At 65.1% G+C, this 17,549-nt stretch carries 20 protein-coding genes; 10 read left to right on the forward strand and 10 right to left on the reverse strand.

The annotated features are described in order from the left end of the window. Positions 1 to 7: 7 nt before the first annotated feature. The 3 genes from AABA84_RS13960 to AABA84_RS13970 form a co-directional block, all read right to left on the reverse strand. A complete protein-coding gene (locus AABA84_RS13960; protein WP_338312311.1) occupies positions 8 to 1,033 on the reverse strand; it encodes a polysaccharide deacetylase family protein in 1,026 nt (341 codons plus the stop codon). A gap of 164 nt (positions 1,034 to 1,197) precedes the next feature. Continuing rightward, entirely contained in the window at positions 1,198 to 1,767 is a 570-nt protein-coding gene (locus tag AABA84_RS13965; protein WP_338306863.1) for a glutathione peroxidase, read from the reverse strand. 93 nt (positions 1,768 to 1,860) lie between these two features. Then, the gene (locus AABA84_RS13970) at positions 1,861 to 3,450 is read right to left on the reverse strand and encodes a L,D-transpeptidase (RefSeq protein WP_338312312.1); all 1,590 of its coding nucleotides are present in this window, start codon (positions 3,448 to 3,450) and stop codon (positions 1,861 to 1,863) included. 208 nt (positions 3,451 to 3,658) lie between these two features. Between AABA84_RS13970 and AABA84_RS13975 the strand changes: the two genes are divergently transcribed. The 3 genes from AABA84_RS13975 (at position 3,659) to AABA84_RS13985 (ending at position 5,393) form a co-directional block, all read left to right on the forward strand. Then, on the forward strand, positions 3,659 to 4,207 hold the full coding sequence (locus AABA84_RS13975) for a CreA family protein (RefSeq protein WP_212244647.1): 549 nt from the start codon (positions 3,659 to 3,661) through the stop codon (positions 4,205 to 4,207). Between the two features lie 384 nt (positions 4,208 to 4,591). After that, positions 4,592 to 4,993, forward strand: a complete 402-nt coding sequence (locus AABA84_RS13980) for a hypothetical protein (protein ID WP_338312313.1) — start codon at positions 4,592 to 4,594, stop codon at positions 4,991 to 4,993. A gap of 34 nt (positions 4,994 to 5,027) precedes the next feature. Continuing rightward, positions 5,028 to 5,393, forward strand: coding sequence for a hypothetical protein (locus tag AABA84_RS13985; RefSeq protein WP_212244645.1), 366 nt, complete (start codon positions 5,028 to 5,030; stop codon positions 5,391 to 5,393). Here the strand turns inward: AABA84_RS13985 and AABA84_RS13990 are convergent, their stop codons facing one another. Both AABA84_RS13990 and pdxR read right to left on the reverse strand, forming a co-directional pair. After that, positions 5,394 to 5,639: a DUF6719 family protein gene (locus AABA84_RS13990; RefSeq protein ID WP_212244637.1), complete on the reverse strand. Its 246-nt coding sequence runs from the start codon at positions 5,637 to 5,639 to the stop codon at positions 5,394 to 5,396. 67 nt (positions 5,640 to 5,706) lie between these two features. After that, on the reverse strand, positions 5,707 to 7,215 hold the full coding sequence (gene pdxR / locus AABA84_RS13995; protein ID WP_338312314.1) for a MocR-like pyridoxine biosynthesis transcription factor PdxR: 1,509 nt from the start codon (positions 7,213 to 7,215) through the stop codon (positions 5,707 to 5,709). A 74-nt stretch (positions 7,216 to 7,289) separates the two neighbouring features. On the opposite strand from pdxR, the gene AABA84_RS14000 reads away from it, so the two are divergent. From AABA84_RS14000 to kynU, 5 genes are all read left to right on the forward strand, one after another. After that, positions 7,290 to 8,015, forward strand: a complete 726-nt coding sequence (locus tag AABA84_RS14000) for a pyridoxamine 5'-phosphate oxidase family protein (protein WP_338312315.1) — start codon at positions 7,290 to 7,292, stop codon at positions 8,013 to 8,015. Between the two features lie 53 nt (positions 8,016 to 8,068). Further along, positions 8,069 to 9,346: an ArgE/DapE family deacylase gene (locus AABA84_RS14005; protein ID WP_338306856.1), complete on the forward strand. Its 1,278-nt coding sequence runs from the start codon at positions 8,069 to 8,071 to the stop codon at positions 9,344 to 9,346. Between the two features lie 260 nt (positions 9,347 to 9,606). Then, entirely contained in the window at positions 9,607 to 10,416 is an 810-nt protein-coding gene (locus AABA84_RS14010; RefSeq protein ID WP_338312316.1) for an alpha/beta hydrolase, read from the forward strand. Positions 10,417 to 10,452: 36 nt separating this feature from the next. Continuing rightward, positions 10,453 to 11,292: a tryptophan 2,3-dioxygenase gene (gene kynA / locus AABA84_RS14015; RefSeq protein ID WP_338312317.1), complete on the forward strand. Its 840-nt coding sequence runs from the start codon at positions 10,453 to 10,455 to the stop codon at positions 11,290 to 11,292. A 19-nt stretch (positions 11,293 to 11,311) separates the two neighbouring features. Next, the gene (gene kynU, locus AABA84_RS14020; protein ID WP_338312318.1) at positions 11,312 to 12,514 is read left to right on the forward strand and encodes a kynureninase; all 1,203 of its coding nucleotides are present in this window, start codon (positions 11,312 to 11,314) and stop codon (positions 12,512 to 12,514) included. 178 nt (positions 12,515 to 12,692) lie between these two features. Here kynU and AABA84_RS14025 read toward each other — a convergent pair whose 3' ends face one another. Beyond that, positions 12,693 to 13,472 carry a cobalamin-binding protein gene (locus AABA84_RS14025; RefSeq protein ID WP_212245250.1) on the reverse strand — a complete coding sequence of 260 codons (780 nt, stop codon included), beginning with the start codon at positions 13,470 to 13,472 and terminating at the stop codon, positions 12,693 to 12,695. A gap of 117 nt (positions 13,473 to 13,589) precedes the next feature. Between AABA84_RS14025 and AABA84_RS14030 the strand changes: the two genes are divergently transcribed. Together AABA84_RS14030 and AABA84_RS14035 are read left to right on the forward strand one after the other, a co-directional pair. Further along, complete coding sequence (locus AABA84_RS14030) at positions 13,590 to 13,988, forward strand: PaaI family thioesterase (protein WP_338312319.1); 399 nt, start codon at positions 13,590 to 13,592, stop codon at positions 13,986 to 13,988. Between the two features lie 152 nt (positions 13,989 to 14,140). Further along, entirely contained in the window at positions 14,141 to 14,746 is a 606-nt protein-coding gene (locus AABA84_RS14035; RefSeq protein WP_338312320.1) for a GNAT family N-acetyltransferase, read from the forward strand. A gap of 81 nt (positions 14,747 to 14,827) precedes the next feature. Here AABA84_RS14035 and AABA84_RS14040 read toward each other — a convergent pair whose 3' ends face one another. From AABA84_RS14040 to AABA84_RS14055, 4 genes are all read right to left on the reverse strand, one after another. Continuing rightward, complete coding sequence (locus tag AABA84_RS14040) at positions 14,828 to 15,133, reverse strand: hypothetical protein (RefSeq protein WP_212244604.1); 306 nt, start codon at positions 15,131 to 15,133, stop codon at positions 14,828 to 14,830. Between the two features lie 95 nt (positions 15,134 to 15,228). Next, entirely contained in the window at positions 15,229 to 15,915 is a 687-nt protein-coding gene (locus AABA84_RS14045) for a DUF2161 domain-containing phosphodiesterase (RefSeq protein ID WP_338312321.1), read from the reverse strand. A gap of 114 nt (positions 15,916 to 16,029) precedes the next feature. Continuing rightward, positions 16,030 to 16,710, reverse strand: a complete 681-nt coding sequence (locus AABA84_RS14050) for an SDR family oxidoreductase (RefSeq protein ID WP_338312322.1) — start codon at positions 16,708 to 16,710, stop codon at positions 16,030 to 16,032. Positions 16,711 to 16,733: 23 nt separating this feature from the next. Further along, complete coding sequence (locus AABA84_RS14055) at positions 16,734 to 17,477, reverse strand: tyrosine-protein phosphatase (protein WP_338312323.1); 744 nt, start codon at positions 17,475 to 17,477, stop codon at positions 16,734 to 16,736. Between the last annotated feature and the right edge of the window lie 72 nt (positions 17,478 to 17,549).

Here is a 17,549-nt window from a genome sequence, read left to right on the forward strand (position 1 = left end):
TTGCCGTCTATTCGGAAACGGTCGTCACCACGGAATTGACCGGGCGCTGGCTCACCGTCGGCAGCTTGGCGTCCTTGAGCAGGTCCTGGTCGTACTCCGGCAGCGACGAGGCCGGGAATTTGGCGCGCATCGCCACCACCTTGTAGCCGCCGGCCTTCAGGCGCTTGAGCAGCTCGGGCAGGGCCTCCGCGGTGTGCTTCTGGAAGTCGTGCATCAGGATGATGCCCTTGCCCTTGGTGTCGAGCTTCTTCATCACGGTCTCCACCACCTTCTCGGGCTTGGAGGCCTTGAAGTCGAAGGAGTCGATATCGCAGGAGAAGATCGCGGTGTTGCGGTTGCCGAGATAGGTGACCATCTCCGGCGGATGCTGCAGCGCCGGGAAGCGGAAGAACGGCGAGGGCGAGATGCCGCCGAGCGCCCATTTCACCGCGGAAAGACCCTTCTCGATCTCTTCCTTGCGCTGCGCTTCGTTGAGCTTCTTGTTGTTGAGATTGGCGTGCGACCAGGTGTGGGTGCCCACGGTGTGGCCGGCCGCATAGACCTGCTTCAGGATCTCCGGCTCGTAGGTCGCGTGCTTGCCGATCGAGAAGAAGATGCCGGTGGTGCATTCGTCGGCGAGCGCCTTCAGCACGGCGGGCGTGTTCTTGGGCCAGGGTCCGTCGTCGAAGGTCAGCACCACCTCCTTGTCGCGCAGGAAGTCGAGCTCCTTGAAGTGCTCGAAGCCGAAGCCGGGACCGCCCGTGGTGTCGATCTCGACGGTGCGGGCAACCCCGAGCGCGCCCGGCGTGTTGCAGGCCGCGCGAGCCGGTTGCGGCGCCTGCTTGGGCGGGGGCGGATTGACGAAGCCTGCCGGCGCGGCGGCGGCCGGGGGAGCGGCTGGCGGAGCGGCCGCAGGCGCTGCTGCAGCAGGCGTCGCCGCGGGTGCGGCTTGCGTCGCCGCTGCGGGCTTTGCGGCCGGGGTCTGCGACCATGCTGCGCCGGTCATCGCAACCGACATCGCGCTTGCCAAAATCAGTCCTGCCGCCACACGCATGGTGTTGTCCTCGAGATTGATCCCGTTGTTCCGCCGCTGCTTTTCGCCTTCGGCAAAACCGTCCTGCCCCAAACGATCCTAGCCTAGATGGAGGGCCTTCGCCATTGCAACGGCTGTTTGGCATCCCGCCACAATTGTGCCCAGCCGGATTGGGGCGCCGCGCGTCAACTGTCGGCCAGCGCCCTGGCAATGGCCGTCTTGATCCGCGTGTCGGCCGGTTCGACCGCGGACGGAAAGACCTCGGCGATGTAGCCGTCGCGGCCGATCAGATATTTATGGAAGTTCCAGCGCGGAACTTCGCGCGGGCGCGCCTCGGCGGCCCATTTGTAGAATGGATGCGCCTTCGCGCCGACGACGTTCGCCTTGGCTGCGATCGGAAAGGTAACACCATATTGGTGGTGCGCGGTCTCGGTGATCTCGCTGCTGCCGCCGGGCTCCTGGCCACCGAAATCGTTGGAGGGCACGCCGATCACGGTGAGTCCACGGACGCGAAACTCGTTCCAGATCTCTTGCAGGCCGGCATATTGCGGCGTGTAGCCACAGAGCGAGGCCGTGTTGACCACCAGCAGCGGTTTGCCGGTGAAGGCGGCAAGCCGGATGTCGTCGCCGGACAGAGCGGGGAAGGAGAAGGCATAGGCCGAGATGCGGCTCATGCCGCCATCGGCGAACGCGCGCGTTGCCGGCGCGAGCATGCCTGCAAGCGCCGTGGTGAGCATGGTTCTGCGATTCATCATGACGGCGTCCCCCGAAATGATCCGGGCCGCATGTTACTCCCCCGGTGCGACCTGCCTCGTCAACACCGCGTTATCGGGGCGCCGTGAAACAGGTCAGTACAGGCGGACGATGAAGTCGGTGCCTTCGCCGGTCTCGCCCTGGTTGATGCCCTGGTCGGAGATGATGATGGAGCCGCCCGACGTCAGCATCTCGTTGATCTTCACCATGGTGTCCGCAGGGATCGCAATGCGGTCGAGTGCCTCGGCAGGGCTATCGGGGGTGACTACCGGCTTGGCGGTCACAGGCTTGGCGGCAACGGGGATCACGGCAGCGCCACGCTGGCGGCGCGTGAGCCGGCCGTCGTCCTCGCGGGCCGCCGAACGGGCGGAGACCGGCAGCGACACCACCGACCAACGCAGCGCATTGGAATCGGACTTGTCGAGCTCGGCGGTGAAGATATGCGTGCCGAGCGGCCGCTCGCTGGTGGCGATCGTCACCGGCACCTCGAACAGCGGTGCAAAATTCTGCCGCACGTAGAGCTTGGAATCCTTGCGGCTGATGAAGACGGCGATCTGGCCGGCCCGCTTGGGCGCTTCTGGTTTTGCGGCCGCCGGTTCGGCAACACGACTCTCGTCCTTCTTCGCGTCGGGCGAGGCGGCGAGCGCAGCCGGCGCATCGGGCGTCTTCGCGGAGTCCGCGGCTTCGGTCTTGGCCGGCTCGGCCTTGACGGCTTCGACCTTGTCGGTGGCGGGCTTGTCGTCGCCAGCCGGCTTGGCGGCTTCCTCCGACTGCGGCTTGGCTGTGTCAGATGCCTCGGCCGTCTTGGCCTTGTCGGCCGGTGCGGCGGCTTCCTCGCGGGCTGAGGCATTGCCCGTGGTCACATCCGACGTCACGGCGTGTCCGACGGAGGTGCGCAGCTCGAGCACGCTGTCGGCGCTGGCAGTTTTGGTCTCGATGGGCTTGGTGTCGGCGGCTTTGGTTACCGCGGCGCCCTTGTCGGCCTTGTCGCCGACATTGGTCTGCGGCTCCAGGTTGGCGGCAGGCTGCGGCGGCACGCGCACGGAGGCGAGCAGGGGATGGGAGAAGCTGTGCGGCGTCATCTCGCCGGGCGCGACGATGACGCGCGCGCCCATCCTGGTCCAGTTCCACATCTTCACCGCGAACGCCATCGGCATGCGGATGCAGCCATGCGAGGCCGGATAGCCCGGCAGCACGCCGGCATGCATGGCGACACCAGACCAGGTGATCCGCTGCATGTACGGCATCGGCGCGCCGCTATAGATGTTGGAGTGGTGGAATTTGTGCTTCTGGATGACGCTGAACACACCCATCGGCGTCGAATGGCCCTTCATGCCTGTCGACACCGGAGATTCCGCGAACACACCCTTGGTGTCGTAGACCGTGACCTTTTGCCGGTCGATCGAGACGACGATGACGAGCGGCCCTTGTGGCTTGGTGCCGGCTTCCTTCTCGGCGACAGCCTCTTTCTTCACGGCAGCGCCGCGCTTCTGCGGCTTCTGGCGCGGTATCTCGGGATGCCGGTCCTGCCGGGCGTAATAGGACCCGTCGGAATAATCCGTCCAATAATAAAATGCTGCGTCAGCCTGGCTGGTCGTGCCGATCGCACCCGCCGCCGTCAAAATGGCGACCTGCCACAGCCGCGCCGGCTTGGCAGAAAAACCCGACCCGTTCACGCTGTTCATCCTCGAATCCATAATCCAAATCAGAAGTTAGTCTCGCAGAGGGAATACGCGTTCACCAGCAGGGCGGTTCTGCCATCAGCTACATTTGTCCAAGTCGTAGCAAAAAAGCCTCACGGAGCGGTAAACGGCGGCCGCGCTCGTCTGTCCGTTGTCTTCCTGAGCGGCTGCCTCATACCTACATTGTGGCGACTTGTTACCGGAGAACTTCATGTCATCTCGTTTCCTCGGTCTTTCCGGCATCCGCTTGAAAGGCTTAGCTTTCTTCCTCCTTGCCCTGGTCGTGCCGGCGGCGTCCGCTTCGGCTGCCGACGAGCCCGATCTGATCTTCCGCCGCTCCACCGTGTTCAAATGGATGAGTCCGAACGACAAGCTCGCGACCTATGGTCTCGACGATCCCGAAGTCGAGGGAGTCGCTTGTCATTTCACCGTACCGGAGAAGGGCGGCTTCAAGGGCTGGCTGGGCCTTGCCGAGGAGGTCTCGGACATCTCGCTGGCCTGTCGCCAGGTCGGCCCGATCAAGTTCAAGACCAAGATGGAGCAGGGCGACGACATGTTCCGCAGGCGCCGCTCGCTGTTCTTCAAGAAGATGCAGATCGTGCGCGGCTGTGACACCAAGCGCAACGTGCTGGTCTACATGGTCTATTCGGACAGGCTGATCGAGGGCTCGCCGAAGAACTCGACCTCGACCGTGCCGATCATGCCGTGGGGACCGGCGGACGCAAACGTCCAGAAGTGCGGCGAGTTCTTCACGGAGTGACGCGCTAGCGTTTCACTCAGCGCGGCTGGCCTGCGGTTTGACAAGGTGCGAGCCGGTCAGCCGCACGAACGCTTGTGGCGCGGCTTCAAAGCCGCGGCTAGACTGCAACGCCATTGCGCCGGCTGAAGCGACGCGATTCGACCGTTGATCTCCGCGGTCCGTCCGTTGGTTCGCCTCGCGCGACATTGCGCGATCTTGCGCCACCATCATGGCCATCCCTCAAGTGAACGCGCCCGGTGATCCGGGCGTCCTGGCTTCGATGGCTTGGGTCGCGGCCGACGTGCCCTCGGTTCGACCCAGCCTTCGTTTGCCGCTCCATTCAGCAGAAAAACGTAAAATGCGTGTGAAGCGGGTAAGGCGGGAGCATGACGGCGGCTGCGTCTGGTGTGGTCGCGCACCGCAGCCGGAACTTGGCAGGCTACTTTGAGCTGCGGCGAGACCCATCTGAAAAGATTGGTGTTTTCGGAGAATTGTGTCGTCGTCTCGGGCGGGATGAAACAATTCTCACGCAAGATGAAACCATTTTGCGCTTTTGGCGCATCACGCGCGAAACCGCCCATGGTTATCAGCTTCACAACGAACGACGGCGCATCGCCGGCCACGGAATTCGGAGACAAGACCATGCGCGCGCTCAGCTTCATCCTTGCCTTCGGTTTGGTGATCGCAGGCTCTTCGTTCGCGGGTGCGCCGGACGGCGGTCTCCCCGGTGTCGGCACCTTCCAGTACAGCGGCTCGCCGATCACCCCCACGGCGTCGCAGTCGATCGTGGTTGCCGCGCGCTTCTGATCAACAACAAGAAAATCAGCCGATAAAGGCCGTCATGATCGTTCGATTTTGCGCCGCTGCGTTCGTGTCCGTTCTGACGATCAGTGCCGCCCAGGCGCAGGTGCGCGCGCCCTCGAGGTTACCGGATCCCCGCACTGAGTTCGTGCGCCAGTGCGCGCCGCGGATGCTCGGGCGTTGGGAACATCCCGAGGAAGTCTGCGGCTGCCTGCACGATCACGCCGCAGCGGCCGTCGAGGACCGCGATCTGCGCGAAGCGCTGTTGCGCGGCATCAGCGAGACTGGCGTGCCCACCATCGAGACCGACTGGGTGCCGGCGTCCAAGCAGGGCGAGATCGGTCCGACCTTCACCAAGATCGCCAAGCCGACCTTGCAGTGCATGTTCGATCCAGCGAAGCAGTAACTATTTCGTCTTCGGACCGTACCGCGGCACGCAGGCGCTGGTGCGCGCGACGCCCTTGTCGGTCATCTTCGTTCCGCGCACTTCCTTGACCTGTCCGGCGGGACAGGTTCCGTCATCCACTTGCACGCGCTGACCAAGCTTGAGATCGACGATGTCCTGCTCGCGTCCGACCGTGACGGCATGCGCCGTCGTCACGAGCGCGGCGGAGATCAGGACTGAGAGGCAAGCTGCACGGCGGAAAAGCATGGCGAAAGATCCCGGCATTGATACCGCAATGTAAGGACAGGCTCGCGATTCTGATAGTGAACCTTTGTCAGGGCCGCCGGGCCGTCTTGTTCCTCGTGCGCAGGGCGGCGCGCGATTCCCTTGCGAGCCGTTCGGCGGCGGCGATCAGCTGTGGAACCGCGTGGCCGGAAAATCCCAGCACGAAGCCGGGCAGAGGGCGCGCGCGCGAATAGGTGTCGGCCAAGAGCCAGCCTTCCGCGCCGGCCGCCTGCTTGGCCCGCGCTGCCACCGAAAGGTCGACCGAGCGATCGAATCGGGCGACGAGATGCAGGCCTTGGGATGGCACCGGCACCGATAGCGCGCCATCGGATGCGGCTTCCAGCGTTTCGGCCAGCACATCGCGGGCGTCGCGATAGAGTTTTCGCACGCGCTTGAGGTTGGCGGCGAACGCGCCGGAATTGAGCATGTCGGCGACCGCGCCTTCCATCAGCGTGGCGGGGAAGCGGTCGAGCGCCGCGCGCGCAGCCGTCACATCAGCGATCAGGCGTTCGGGCAGGGCGCAATATCCGATGCGCAGGCCCGGAAACAGCGTCTTGGCGAACGTGCCGAGGTAGATCACGCGCTGGAGGCGGTCGATGCCGGCGAGCGACATCAGTGGTGCGCCGTCATAACGAAACTCGCTGTCGTAATCGTCCTCCAGCACGAAAGCGCCCGCCTGCCTGGCCCAGTCCAGAAGCTCGAGCCGCCGCGGCATCGACATCTGCACGCCCAGCGGAAATTGATGCGATGGCGTGACATAGGCCGCGCGCGCGTTGGGGCCGTCCGTGCGTCCCTTGGCGACACGCAAGCCGTGCTCGTCGACCGGAACGGACACGGTGCGATAGCCGCAATGCGCGATGGTTTTTCGCGCGGCGGGGTAACCCGGATCTTCGCACCAGACCTGGTCGCCAGCCTTCAGGATCGCGCTCAGCACGATCCGCAGTGCGTGCAGGGTCCCCGATGTCAGCATGATCTGGTCGGGGTCGCAGCGCAGCCCGCGCGCCGACAACAGATGATCGGCGATCGCCGCGCGCAGCTCGCGGCTGCCGCGGGGATCGCCATAGTGAAGGTGCTCCGACCCGAATGCGCGCATGCGCCGGCCGACGAAAGCGCGGAAGCGCTGCACCGCGCGTTCGTCGATATGGGTGCAGCCGAGCGCGAACGCGCCTTGCCCCGGCGTTTCGACGACGGCCTTCGGCTTGCTCGGCTCGGCCGTGCGCGCTGGAATGCGCGCGGCGACGAACGTTCCCGAGCCGACGGTCGCCTCGGCGAAGCCGTCGGCGATCAAGCGCTCATAGGCGATGACGACGGCGTTGCGGCGAAAGCCGGTCTGCCCGGCCAGCGTGCGCGACGGCGGCAGCGGCTCGCCGGGCTTGACGAGGCCGGAGACGATCATCTCGCACAGCGCCTGATAGAGCCGGTGCGCGGACGAGGCGCCTGGCGTGACGTGCGGGCCGGTAAGGTCGAGCGGCAGCTCGGTCTTTGTCGGCAAGGAAGACTTTGTCGGCAAGGAAGACTTGGCCGGCGAGGAGGGGGAATTGGTCGGAATATTTCGCATGGAATTGGAACTATCGCAGACCAAATGCGCCGCTACAACTGCTTCGGATCATTCCAATCCGATCAGGAGCGGCCGTGAGCCAGACTGAGACCAGCAATTCCTATCCGACATCGGCGCGCAACCAGGTGAAGCGTCGGCACGACCGCGGCTTCTACGATCACGAAACCGTCCATCGCATCCTGGATTCCTCGATGCTGTGCCATGTCTCCTATGCGATCGACGGCCAGCCCTATTGCACGCCGACCTTCTTCTGGCGCGAGGGCACCAAGCTCTACTGGCACGGCTCGAGCGCAAGCCGGATGTTGCGTAACCAGACCAAAGGCGAGCGCGTGTGTCTGACGGTGGCTCATCTCGACAGCCTCGTGCTGGCGCGCTGCGGCTTCAATCACTCCGCCGACTACCGCGCGGTGATGGCGTTCGGCACCGCCTATCTCGTCACCGACCCCGAGGAGAAGGAGCGCGCGGTGATCGCTATGGTCGACCGCTTCTTCCCGGATCGCACCGCGAGCCTGCGGGCCAGCAACACGCAGGAGATCAAGGCGACATCCTTCATTGCGATGGAGATCGAGGAAGCCTCGGCCAAGATACGGGCCAAGGGTGTTGCTGACGACGACGAGGACTATGCGTTGCCGATCTATGCCGAGCGCATCCCGGTGCGTACGGTGCTCGGCGCGCCGGAGCCGTGCCCGCGCCTGCTCGACGGCGTGACGCGGCCTGCGACGCTGAATGGCTATTCGGAAGGCCGCCTGCTCGAAGATGCATTGCGGGATGCATATTTTGTGGAGTACCCGAACGGCTGAAATCGGCTAGCTTGCGCACTCCTTGGGACCATTGGAATGCCTGGAGTTGCCTGATGAATGCCGAAACGCAGCAGAGGATTCTTGACGCCGTCGACGCCGGCTTCGAGGCCCAGCTCGCCACCACCCGCGATTTCGTTGCAATCCCCTCGACCCGTGGGGCGGAGGGGCCGTGCCAGGACATGATCGGCGACCTCCTGCGCCAACGCGGCTACGAGGTCGACGACTGGCACATCGATGTCGACGACCTCAAGGATCTGCGCGGCTTCGGTCCGATCGAGCATGATTTCTCCAAGGCGCGTTCGGTGGTGGGCACCTACCGTCCGCAAACCAACGGCGGCAAATCGCTGATCCTGCAGGGCCACTGCGACGTCGTGCCCGCAGGCCCCCTGGAATTGTGGGACACGCCGCCGTTCTCGCCCGTCATCAAGGACGGCAAGATGTTCGGCCGCGGCGCCTGCGACATGAAGTCGGGCACCATCGGCGCGCTCTATGCGCTCGATGCGATCAAGGCCGCGGGTCTCAAGCCGACGGCGCGGATTCACTTCCAGTCGGTGATCGAGGAGGAGAGCACGGGCGTCGGCGCGCTCTCAACGCTGCAGCGCGGCTACCGCGCGGACGCCTGCTTCATTCCGGAGCCGACCGGCGGCAAGATGGTGCGCTCGCAGGTCGGCGTGATCTGGTTTCGCCTGCGCGTGAAGGGGCATCCGACCCATGTCGCGTTTGCCGGCTCCGGCGCGAACGCGATCATGGCCGCCTATCATCTGATCCAGGCGCTGCAAAAGCTCGAGATCGAATGGAACGAGCGCGCCAAGGCTGACAGGCACTTCAAGACGCTGAACCATCCCATCAACTTCAACCCGGGCATCATCAAGGGCGGCGATTGGGCCTCCAGCGTGCCGGCCTGGTGCGACGTCGACTGCCGGATCGCGGTGCTGCCGGGCTGGTCGATCGCCGATCACCAGAAGGAGATTGCGGCCTGCGTCGCCGCTGCGGCGCGCAACCACCGCTTCCTCGCCAACAATCCGCCGGAGATCGAATGGTCGGGCTTCCTGTCGGAAGGCTATGAGCTGACCGATGCCGCCGCGCCGGAGGCCGCGTTCAGCAAGGCGTTCGACAAGGTCTATGGCGGCGTGCCAGAGGATCTCGTCTTCACCGCGCTGACCGACACGCGCTTCTACGGCCTCAACCACGGCATCCCGAGCCTCTGCTTCGGCGCCAGCGGCGGCGAGATGCACGGTTTCAACGAGTTCGTCGACCTGGCCTCGCTCAAGAAGACGACCAAGGCGATGGCGCTGTTCATCGCGGAATGGTGCGGGGTGGAGAAGGCGTAAGGTCTGGTGTCCCGGACGCGGTGCAGCGCGAAGCGGTGCGCCGCCGAGCCGGGACCCATGTTGCGGCAGAGGCGCTGGACCCCGGTTCAGCAGCGCATCGTTGCACGCTGCGCTGCGCCCGGGGAATGTGCCCAACCAATCGTCGCTCGGCCAAGGCACGAACTGCTAGATGCTTTAAGCTTAAAAGAAAGACTAGGATGCTGGCCTGACCGGTGGCAGACTGGCGCCCGGTTCGCTGGACGAGTCCTCTGGGAGTTACGATGCGCGATTGGGATGATGCTTACGCCAACTCGGCCCACATCCCCGGCTCGGACAAGATGCCTGGACAATGGGCTGAGCGGGCGGCCGCCTACCGCGCCGGGCTGAAGGATTTTCGCGCCGACATCGCCTATGGCGCCGGCGAGCGTCAGCGCCTCGACCTGATCCTGCCCGACGGCGACGGCAAGGGCCTCGTCGTCTTCGTCCATGGCGGCTACTGGATGCGCTTCGACAAATCGACCTGGACTGATCTCGCCGAAGGCGCGCGCCATCATGGCTGGACGGTGGCGCTGCCGAGCTACACGCTGACGCCGACCGCACGCATCTGCGACATCACCGCCGAGATCGCTGCGGCGATCGCCAAGGCGGCCTCGCTCGTCTCCGGGCCGATCCGGCTCGCCGGCCACTCCGCCGGCGGCCATCTCGTCACGCGCATGCTGTGCGACGACAGCCCGCTGGAGCCCGCCGTCTACAACCGCATCGCCGGAACGCTCTCGATCAGTGGCCTGCATGATCTGCGTCCGCTGCTGAAGACGAAGATGAACGAGACGCTGCGCATGACCATGGAGGAGGCGACGCTCGAAAGCGCGGCGCTGCATTTGCCGCGTGGGCATTCACCCGTCACCGCCTGGGTCGGCGGCAGCGAGCGGCCGGAATTCATCCGTCAGTCCGACCTGATGGCCAATGTCTGGACCGGCTTCGACGTGCCGACGCGCCTCGTCGTCGATCCCGGGCTCAACCATTTCACCGTGATCGACGGACTGAAGGATCCGTCATCGCCGATCACCGCGCGCCTGATCGGCCTCGACTGAGCAAAGCCGGGGAAGATCGATCGAAAGGGCCTGTCCATGACGTCCAGCGATTACGATCCCACCAGCGAAGGGGCCGAGACCGATTTCGCCCGGCGGATGTCCTATGGCGACTACCTCGCGCTGGACGCGATCCTGGGTGCGCAGCATCCGCTGTCGGAAGCGCATGACGAGATGCTGTTCATCATCCAGCATCAGACCACGGAGCTGTGGATGCGCCTCGCCATCCACGAACTGAGTGCCGCACGCCGTGCCATCGCGGGGGACGAGGTGCAGCCCGCCATGAAGATGCTGGCGCGGATGTCGCGGATCTTCGAGCAGCTCAACAACGCCTGGGACGTGCTGCGCACGATGACGCCGAGCGAATACACCCGTTTCCGTTCGCAGCTCGGACAGTCCTCCGGTTTCCAGTCGCGCCAGTACCGGCTGATCGAATTCCTGCTCGGCAACCGCAACCACGCCATGCTCAAGCCGCACGCGCACGATGTGGAGACGACGAAGCTGCTCGAAGCCGAACTGGCGACGCCCAGCCTCTATGACGAGGTGCTCAGGCTCGCCGACCGCAACGGGCTCAAGATGCCGCCGGCGGTGCTGGCGCGCGACGTTCGCGAGACCCACAGCTTCAACGAAGGCGTGCTGCAGGCCTGGCGCGTCGTCTACGAGGCACCGGAGACGCATTGGATGCTCTACGAGCTCGCCGAAAAACTGGTCGACTTCGAGGACTATTTTCGCCGCTGGCGCTTCAACCATGTCACGACGGTCGAGCGCGTCATCGGCTTCAAGCGCGGCACCGGCGGCACCGGCGGCGTCAGCTACCTCAAACGCATGCTGGAGGTCGAGCTGTTTCCCGAACTCTGGCGTGTGCGAACAATTCTGTAGAAATGCCCAAGAAATATCCATGACAAGATATCGCGTCTATGACGACACCAAAGCCCTGTTCCATCTGCCTGAAGGCGTGATCTATCTCGACGGCAATTCGCTCGGCGCGCTGCCGCTGGGCGTGGCCGAGCGCGTCAACCGCGTCATCACGACCGAGTGGGGCAATGAGCTGATCCGCGCCTGGAACAGCGCGGGCTGGTACGCGCAGCCGCGCCATGTCGGCGATCGCATCGCCCGGCTGATCGGCGCGGAAGCCGGCTCGGTGATGGTGGGTGATACGCTGTCGCTCAAGGTCTATCAGGCCCTTGCCGCCGCGCTCGACATGAACGCGCCCCGCAAGGTCGTCCTGTCGGACACCGGCAATTTCCCAACCGACCTCTACATGGCCGAAGGCCTGATCGCGACGCTCGGACGCGGCCATCAATTGCGTCTGGTGGCGCCGGAAGAGATCGAGGCCGCATTGTCGGAAAAGATCGCCGTCCTCTACATCACCGAGATCGACTATCGCACCGGTCGCCGCCACGACATGGCGAAGCTCACCGCGATGGCACATGCGCTCGGCATCGTCACGGTCTGGGATCTCGCGCATTCCGCCGGCGCGATGCCGGTCGATCTCGCCGGGAGCGGCGCCGATTTCGCGGCGGGGTGCACCTACAAATATCTCAACGCCGGCCCCGGGGCACCGGCCTTCCTCTACGTCGCGCCGCGCCACGCCGACAGCGCGCGCGCTGCGCTGTCGGGGTGGATGGGGCATGCAAAGCCATTTGCGTTCGAGCTTGGTTATGCGGCCGCCGGCGGTGTCGAACGCATGCGCGTCGGCACACCGCCGGTGCTGGCAATGGCGGCGCTGGAGGCCTCGCTCGACATCTGGGACCGCGTCGATATGGCAGAGGTCCGTACGCGTTCGTTGGCGCTCGGCGACTTGCTGATCGCCGAAGTCGAACGCCGCTGTCCGACTCTGAAGCTGGTGACCCCGCGCGCGCATGACCGCCGCGGCTCACAGGTCTCCTTCGCCTTCGACGGCGGCTACGCCGCGATGCAGGCCCTGATCGCGCGCGGCGTCATCGGCGATTTCCGCGCGCCTGACATCATGCGGTTCGGGATGACGCCGTTGTACATTGGCGAGAGCGAGATCGTGCAGGCGGCGGAGATCATCGAGGAGGTGATCGCGGGCGAGGTCTGGCGGCGGCCGGAATATCAGGTGGTGAATGCGGTGACGTGAGGGAAGCCGTGCCCCGGACGCAGCGCGGCGCGCCGCACTTGCGGCGTGATGCGCTGCAGAGCCGGGGTCCGTTCCGCACCGTGCTCCGTCGCGAGACGGGTCCCGGCTCTGCGCAGCAACGCAGGGGCGTTGCAGCGCGTCCGGGACACGAGAGTGTCGGTGGCCGCGCTATTTGTGCTCATCCCCACAGCGCCGTCACGATCGTATCCAGCCCGTCCGTCAGCGCCGCCGGTCCCGGTTGCAGAATGATCGGCGATTTGATCTCGATGATGCGGTTGTCGCGGACGGCCGGGATGTCGCTCCAGCCATCGCGCGCGCAGATGCGGCCAGGGACGACCTTCTTGCCGCACCATGATGCGAGAATGACATCGGGCGCCGCCTCACGCACGGCCTCCGCCGCAACGATGCGATCCTTCGCCGCTTGCTGATGTCGCAGCTCCGGAAAGATGTCCGTTCCGCCGGCGATCTCGATCAACTCCGACACCCAGCCGATGCCCGAGATCAACGGATCGTCCCATTCCTCGAAGTAAACTCTCGGCCGCGGCGAGGGGCGGGGTGATGCGGCGATCCCCGCCAGGCGCAGTTCCATACCTTGCGCGAGTTCCTCCGCGCGTTGGGGCGCCCCGACCAGCGCACCGAGCGTGCGGATCATCGCCAAAATCCCGGCGACGTCGCGCTGGTTGAAGACGTGGACATTGACGCCGGCACGCACGAGGTCGGCGACGATGCCAGCCTGGAGATCGGAGAAGGCCAGCACAAGGTCCGGTTCCAGCGCCAGGATCTTTGGAATGTCCGCGGAGACGAACGCCGAGACCCGCGGCTTCTCCCGCCGCACCTGGGGCGGGCGGACGGCGTAGCCGGACACGCCGACGATGCGGTCCTGCTCGCCGAGCATGTACAGCGTTTCGACGGTCTCTTCGGTCAGGCAGACGATGCGGCGGGGCGGGAAGTGGCGCATGGCGTTCCATATGCGCAAATGCCGCGGCGATGTCACGGCGGCCATGACCTCTGACGTCATTGCTTTGCCGCCCGAAGCAATTCACGCTGGGACAACAATCGATTGGGAGGACTTTTGATGACGCCGCTCGAGAAACTTAAAGCGATGAAGATGCCGTTCGCCGAGCTCAAGGGCGTCGAGTTCGTCGAGGCCGGGAAGGACCGCGTGGTCGCGCGCATGACGGTCCGTCCCGATCTCTGCACGCTTCACCACACCATCCATGGCGGCGCGGTGATGGCGCTGGCGGATTCCGTCGGCGCGGCCGCGACCGTGATCAACCTTCCTGAGGATGCCAAGGGCACGACCACGCTGGAGAGCAAGACCAATTTCATCGGCGGGGCGAGGGAGGGAACCACGGTCATCGCCACCGCGACCCCGGTCCATCGGGGCCGGCGGACCCAGGTCTGGACCACCCGGCTGGAGACCGAGGACGGCAAGCTGGTCGCCGTCGTCACCCAGACCCAGCTTATCCTGTAAGACTACGGGGCGTTGATTTTATTAACGAATTGGTCGTCTCCCGTGCCTCTAAGTTGGGCAGGTCCTCGTCTTGCAAAAGATGCTGCGATGCACAATATAGGGGGTCTAGGGATTCGAACGCCTCCTCGAGGGACACCAAGAGGAGTTTTGACGTGGTACTTGAAGAGACCGTCCGCACCGCTCCAGGCTATGTGCGGACCTTGATCCAGCAGGAGGAATTGCCGCTCCTGCGCGATCATCTGCTGAGGCTCGATGCCGGAAGCCGGCACGACCGTTTCAACGGCTTTCTAGACGACTCATTCATCGAGCGTTACGCCGCCCGCTGCGCCGAGGACGGCACCGTGATCGTCGCCTATATCGTCGACGGCGTGGTCCGTGGTGCAGCAGAGCTGCATCCGCCGGAAGGTGAGGCCTTGCCTGAAGTCGCCTTCAGCGTGGAAGCCTCCGCGCGGCGTCAGGGTGTCGGCACCGTGCTGTTCCGCCGCCTGATCGCGGAGGCGCGCTGGAAAGGCTACAAGCGCCTGCGCATCACAACGGGCGCCGAGAATCACGCGATGCGGGCCCTCGCCAGGAAGTTCGGGGCGCATCTGGCCTTCCGTCATGGCGAATCGACCGGCACGATCGATCTCGCCAGGACGCCCGAGGCGGAACTCGCCGATCTTGCGGCTTCGCCCTTCACGGCCGGGCGCGCGCTGCTCAGCCTCAATTCGACCTGCTGGAAGATCATCTCCAGCATGTACGACGGTCGGGCCGCCTGACCTCAAATAGCGAACTGAATCAAAAAGCGGACCGGCATGGCCGGTCCGCCTTCGTTATTCTGGATCGCGCGAAATGAACGCTCAGGTGCCGGTGCGCTTGTCGTTGCCGAAACGGCGGACGACCCGGCGTTCGACCACGACGGAGCGCTGTGCGCCCTGTTCGCCGGCGATCACGCGGGTCGCGGTAATGCGGCTGTTGGTGCGGGCCTGCTTCTTTACCTCGGCCTGCACGACATCGAGCGGCATCCCCATCAAGGCTGCGGCGATCTCGGCCTGCTGCTCGTGATCATCGGTGATGCCGACGGCGGCGAAGATCGCCTCGTCCAGGGTGGGCGGATCATGGCGGACCCGCCGCGTGCCATATTTGGTATTCCAGTCTGCGCTCATAACGGCCTCGTATTGATGCCGGGATACCTAGTGCCCCAAATGTTGCATTGCAATATGAAATTGGTGTGGCATCTCAGCTATGCACCGGTCGGATGTCATGGCGGTGACGCGACACCGGCCTCGAGCTCAACCCGTTGTTGTGGCCAGCGCTTCAGGGCGGCATGTCCGGCCTCGGTGAGCCCGTAGATTCCCCGGTCTGCCCGTTCGAACCAGCCATACACATTGTGAAGCAAGATCTTGCCGGCGTCAGGGCAGCGCTCGCGCAATTCGCGCACGGGCCGCGGCCCGTCGGTGAGCGCCGAGGCGCAGGCCAGAGCCTGCTGCCGATAGGCCGTCATGATCGGCGCGCGGGTGCTGCCGCCGAGCACGGGATCGCCCTGGCGGCGCTGGTGTTCGGCGACGAGGCGCGACCGCACCTTCGGCTCGCGGCGCGGCGCCGCCGTCGGCGGCTTCACCAGCACCTCGACCTGGCCGCGATCGGTCACGCCGAGCATGCCGAAGCCCAGGCGGCGGCAGAGATTGCGATAGCGCGCATCGCTCTCGCGTCCCTTGCCCCGGATCGACATCTTGGCCGCAATCCAGACCTCGTCGCCGGCCGGCGCGCGGTCGACCGCCTGGAGGATCAGCTCGAGATTGAAGGCGAGCTTGAGCTCGCCAATCACCACCACGGGCGGATCGCCGGCGCTGAGGCCCACGAGATCGCAGCCGCCGATCTCGCCCTTCACGGTGAAGCCGAGCTCTTCGAGGAAGCGTTTGACGGGGAGGTAAAGCGCGGTTTCCAAAGAACGTGTCCGAAGCTTGCGTTTCGATCGGAGAATCAGTTGCGGGCAGTCTAGAGCCTTCTGTGCTCCGATTGAATCAGAGCTGCCGAGCAGGACCATCCGAACACAACGCGTTTAAACCCGTCCACCGACCGGGATCAGCGCGCCGGTGATGCCGCTGGCCGCGTCGCTGGCGAGGAACAGGATGACCTCGGCGAGTTCCTGCGGCGTTACCCATTTGGAGAAGTCCGCCTTCGGCATGTCGGCGCGGTTGGCGGCGGTGTCGATGATCGACGGCAGCACCGCGTTCACGGTGACCTTGCCCTTCCACTCGCTGGCCAGCGCCTCGGTGAGGCGATGCACGCCCGCTTTCGACGCCGCATAGGGCCCCATGCCGGAGCCCGCCTGGAGCGCGCCCATGGCGCCGATATTGACGATGCGGCCGGCCCTGGACGCTGCGAGATGCGGCAGTGCTGCGCGCGAGGCGTTGAGCGCGGTCAGGACGTTCAGCGCATACATGCGCTGCCAGGTCTTGATGTCGCCATCGCCCACGGTTTCGAAGGCGAAGCCGCCGGCGATGTTGATCAATGCATCAAGCCGGCCGAAGTGATTGGCCGCCGCATCAACCGCCGCCTTCGCCTGGGCCGCGTCGGACAGATCGACGCCGCCGATCTCGATGCTTTCGGGCGTTGTTGAACCCTGCGACGGCGCGTGGTCGATGCTCGCCACGCGCGCGCCGCGCGACCGTGCGATCTCCGCAACCACCTTGCCGAGCGCGCCGTGTGCGCCTGTCACGATCAGGACCTTGTCTTGCATCATCGTTCTCCTGGCACGGCTGCCTATGATTGCAGATAGCGCGCCCGCAGCGCGGCTCGCTCAGTCGTGCCGAGCTTGAGGGCGTCGCGCAAATAGGTTTCGAGATCGCCATATTCACTGCCGATGGTTTCGAATGCAGCGGCAAGGTACGAGGCTTCGACGCTGCCGATGGCATCGCGTACGTCCTCCGGCAGGTCGAAGGCGGCCGTCGCATCGCGCTTGTAATGCCGGTTGGTGAGCAGGTAGTCCTCGGCAATGACGTCATCGGGGACGCCGAGCGCATGCAGGATCAGCGCGCTGGCGAAGCCGGTGCGGTCCTTGCCCGCAGTGCAATGGATCACCAGCGGCGCGCGATCTTCGAGGAGATGGCCGAACAGGTTGCGAAAGCTGTTCGTGTGGTGGCGAACGTAGTTGCGATAGGATTCGCGCATGAGCTCCAGGGCGACCGGTGCAGTCAGCGTACCGCTTGCGAGTTCGGTCCGCAGCGCAGCGACGACGCTCGGCTCGATCGGCAGCGAATGCACCGTGATCTCGCTGACAACGCAGACGCCGGCCGCGCGCTCCTCAACTCCTCGGAAATCGAAAGCGCTCCGCACCCCCAGCGCCCTGACGATCTCGATATCGGCAGCGGTGAGCTGGCCGAGATGGTTGGAGCGGAAGATGTGCCGCCAGCGCGTGGTGCGGCCGTCGGTGGTCGGGTAGCCGCCGAGATCGCGGAAATTGCTGGCGCCTTGCAGGGCGAGGTGACGGGCAGGGGAATCTGACATGGGATCAGCTTGGGTTATGGTTCCATTGGGCGCACGAGGGGGCGTCCTTGAAAGCTATTACAGGGGGCGATC

Origin of the sequence: Bradyrhizobium sp. TM239 (assembly GCF_036247985.1) — a bacterium.
Taxonomy (GTDB): domain Bacteria; phylum Pseudomonadota; class Alphaproteobacteria; order Rhizobiales; family Xanthobacteraceae; genus Bradyrhizobium; species Bradyrhizobium ottawaense.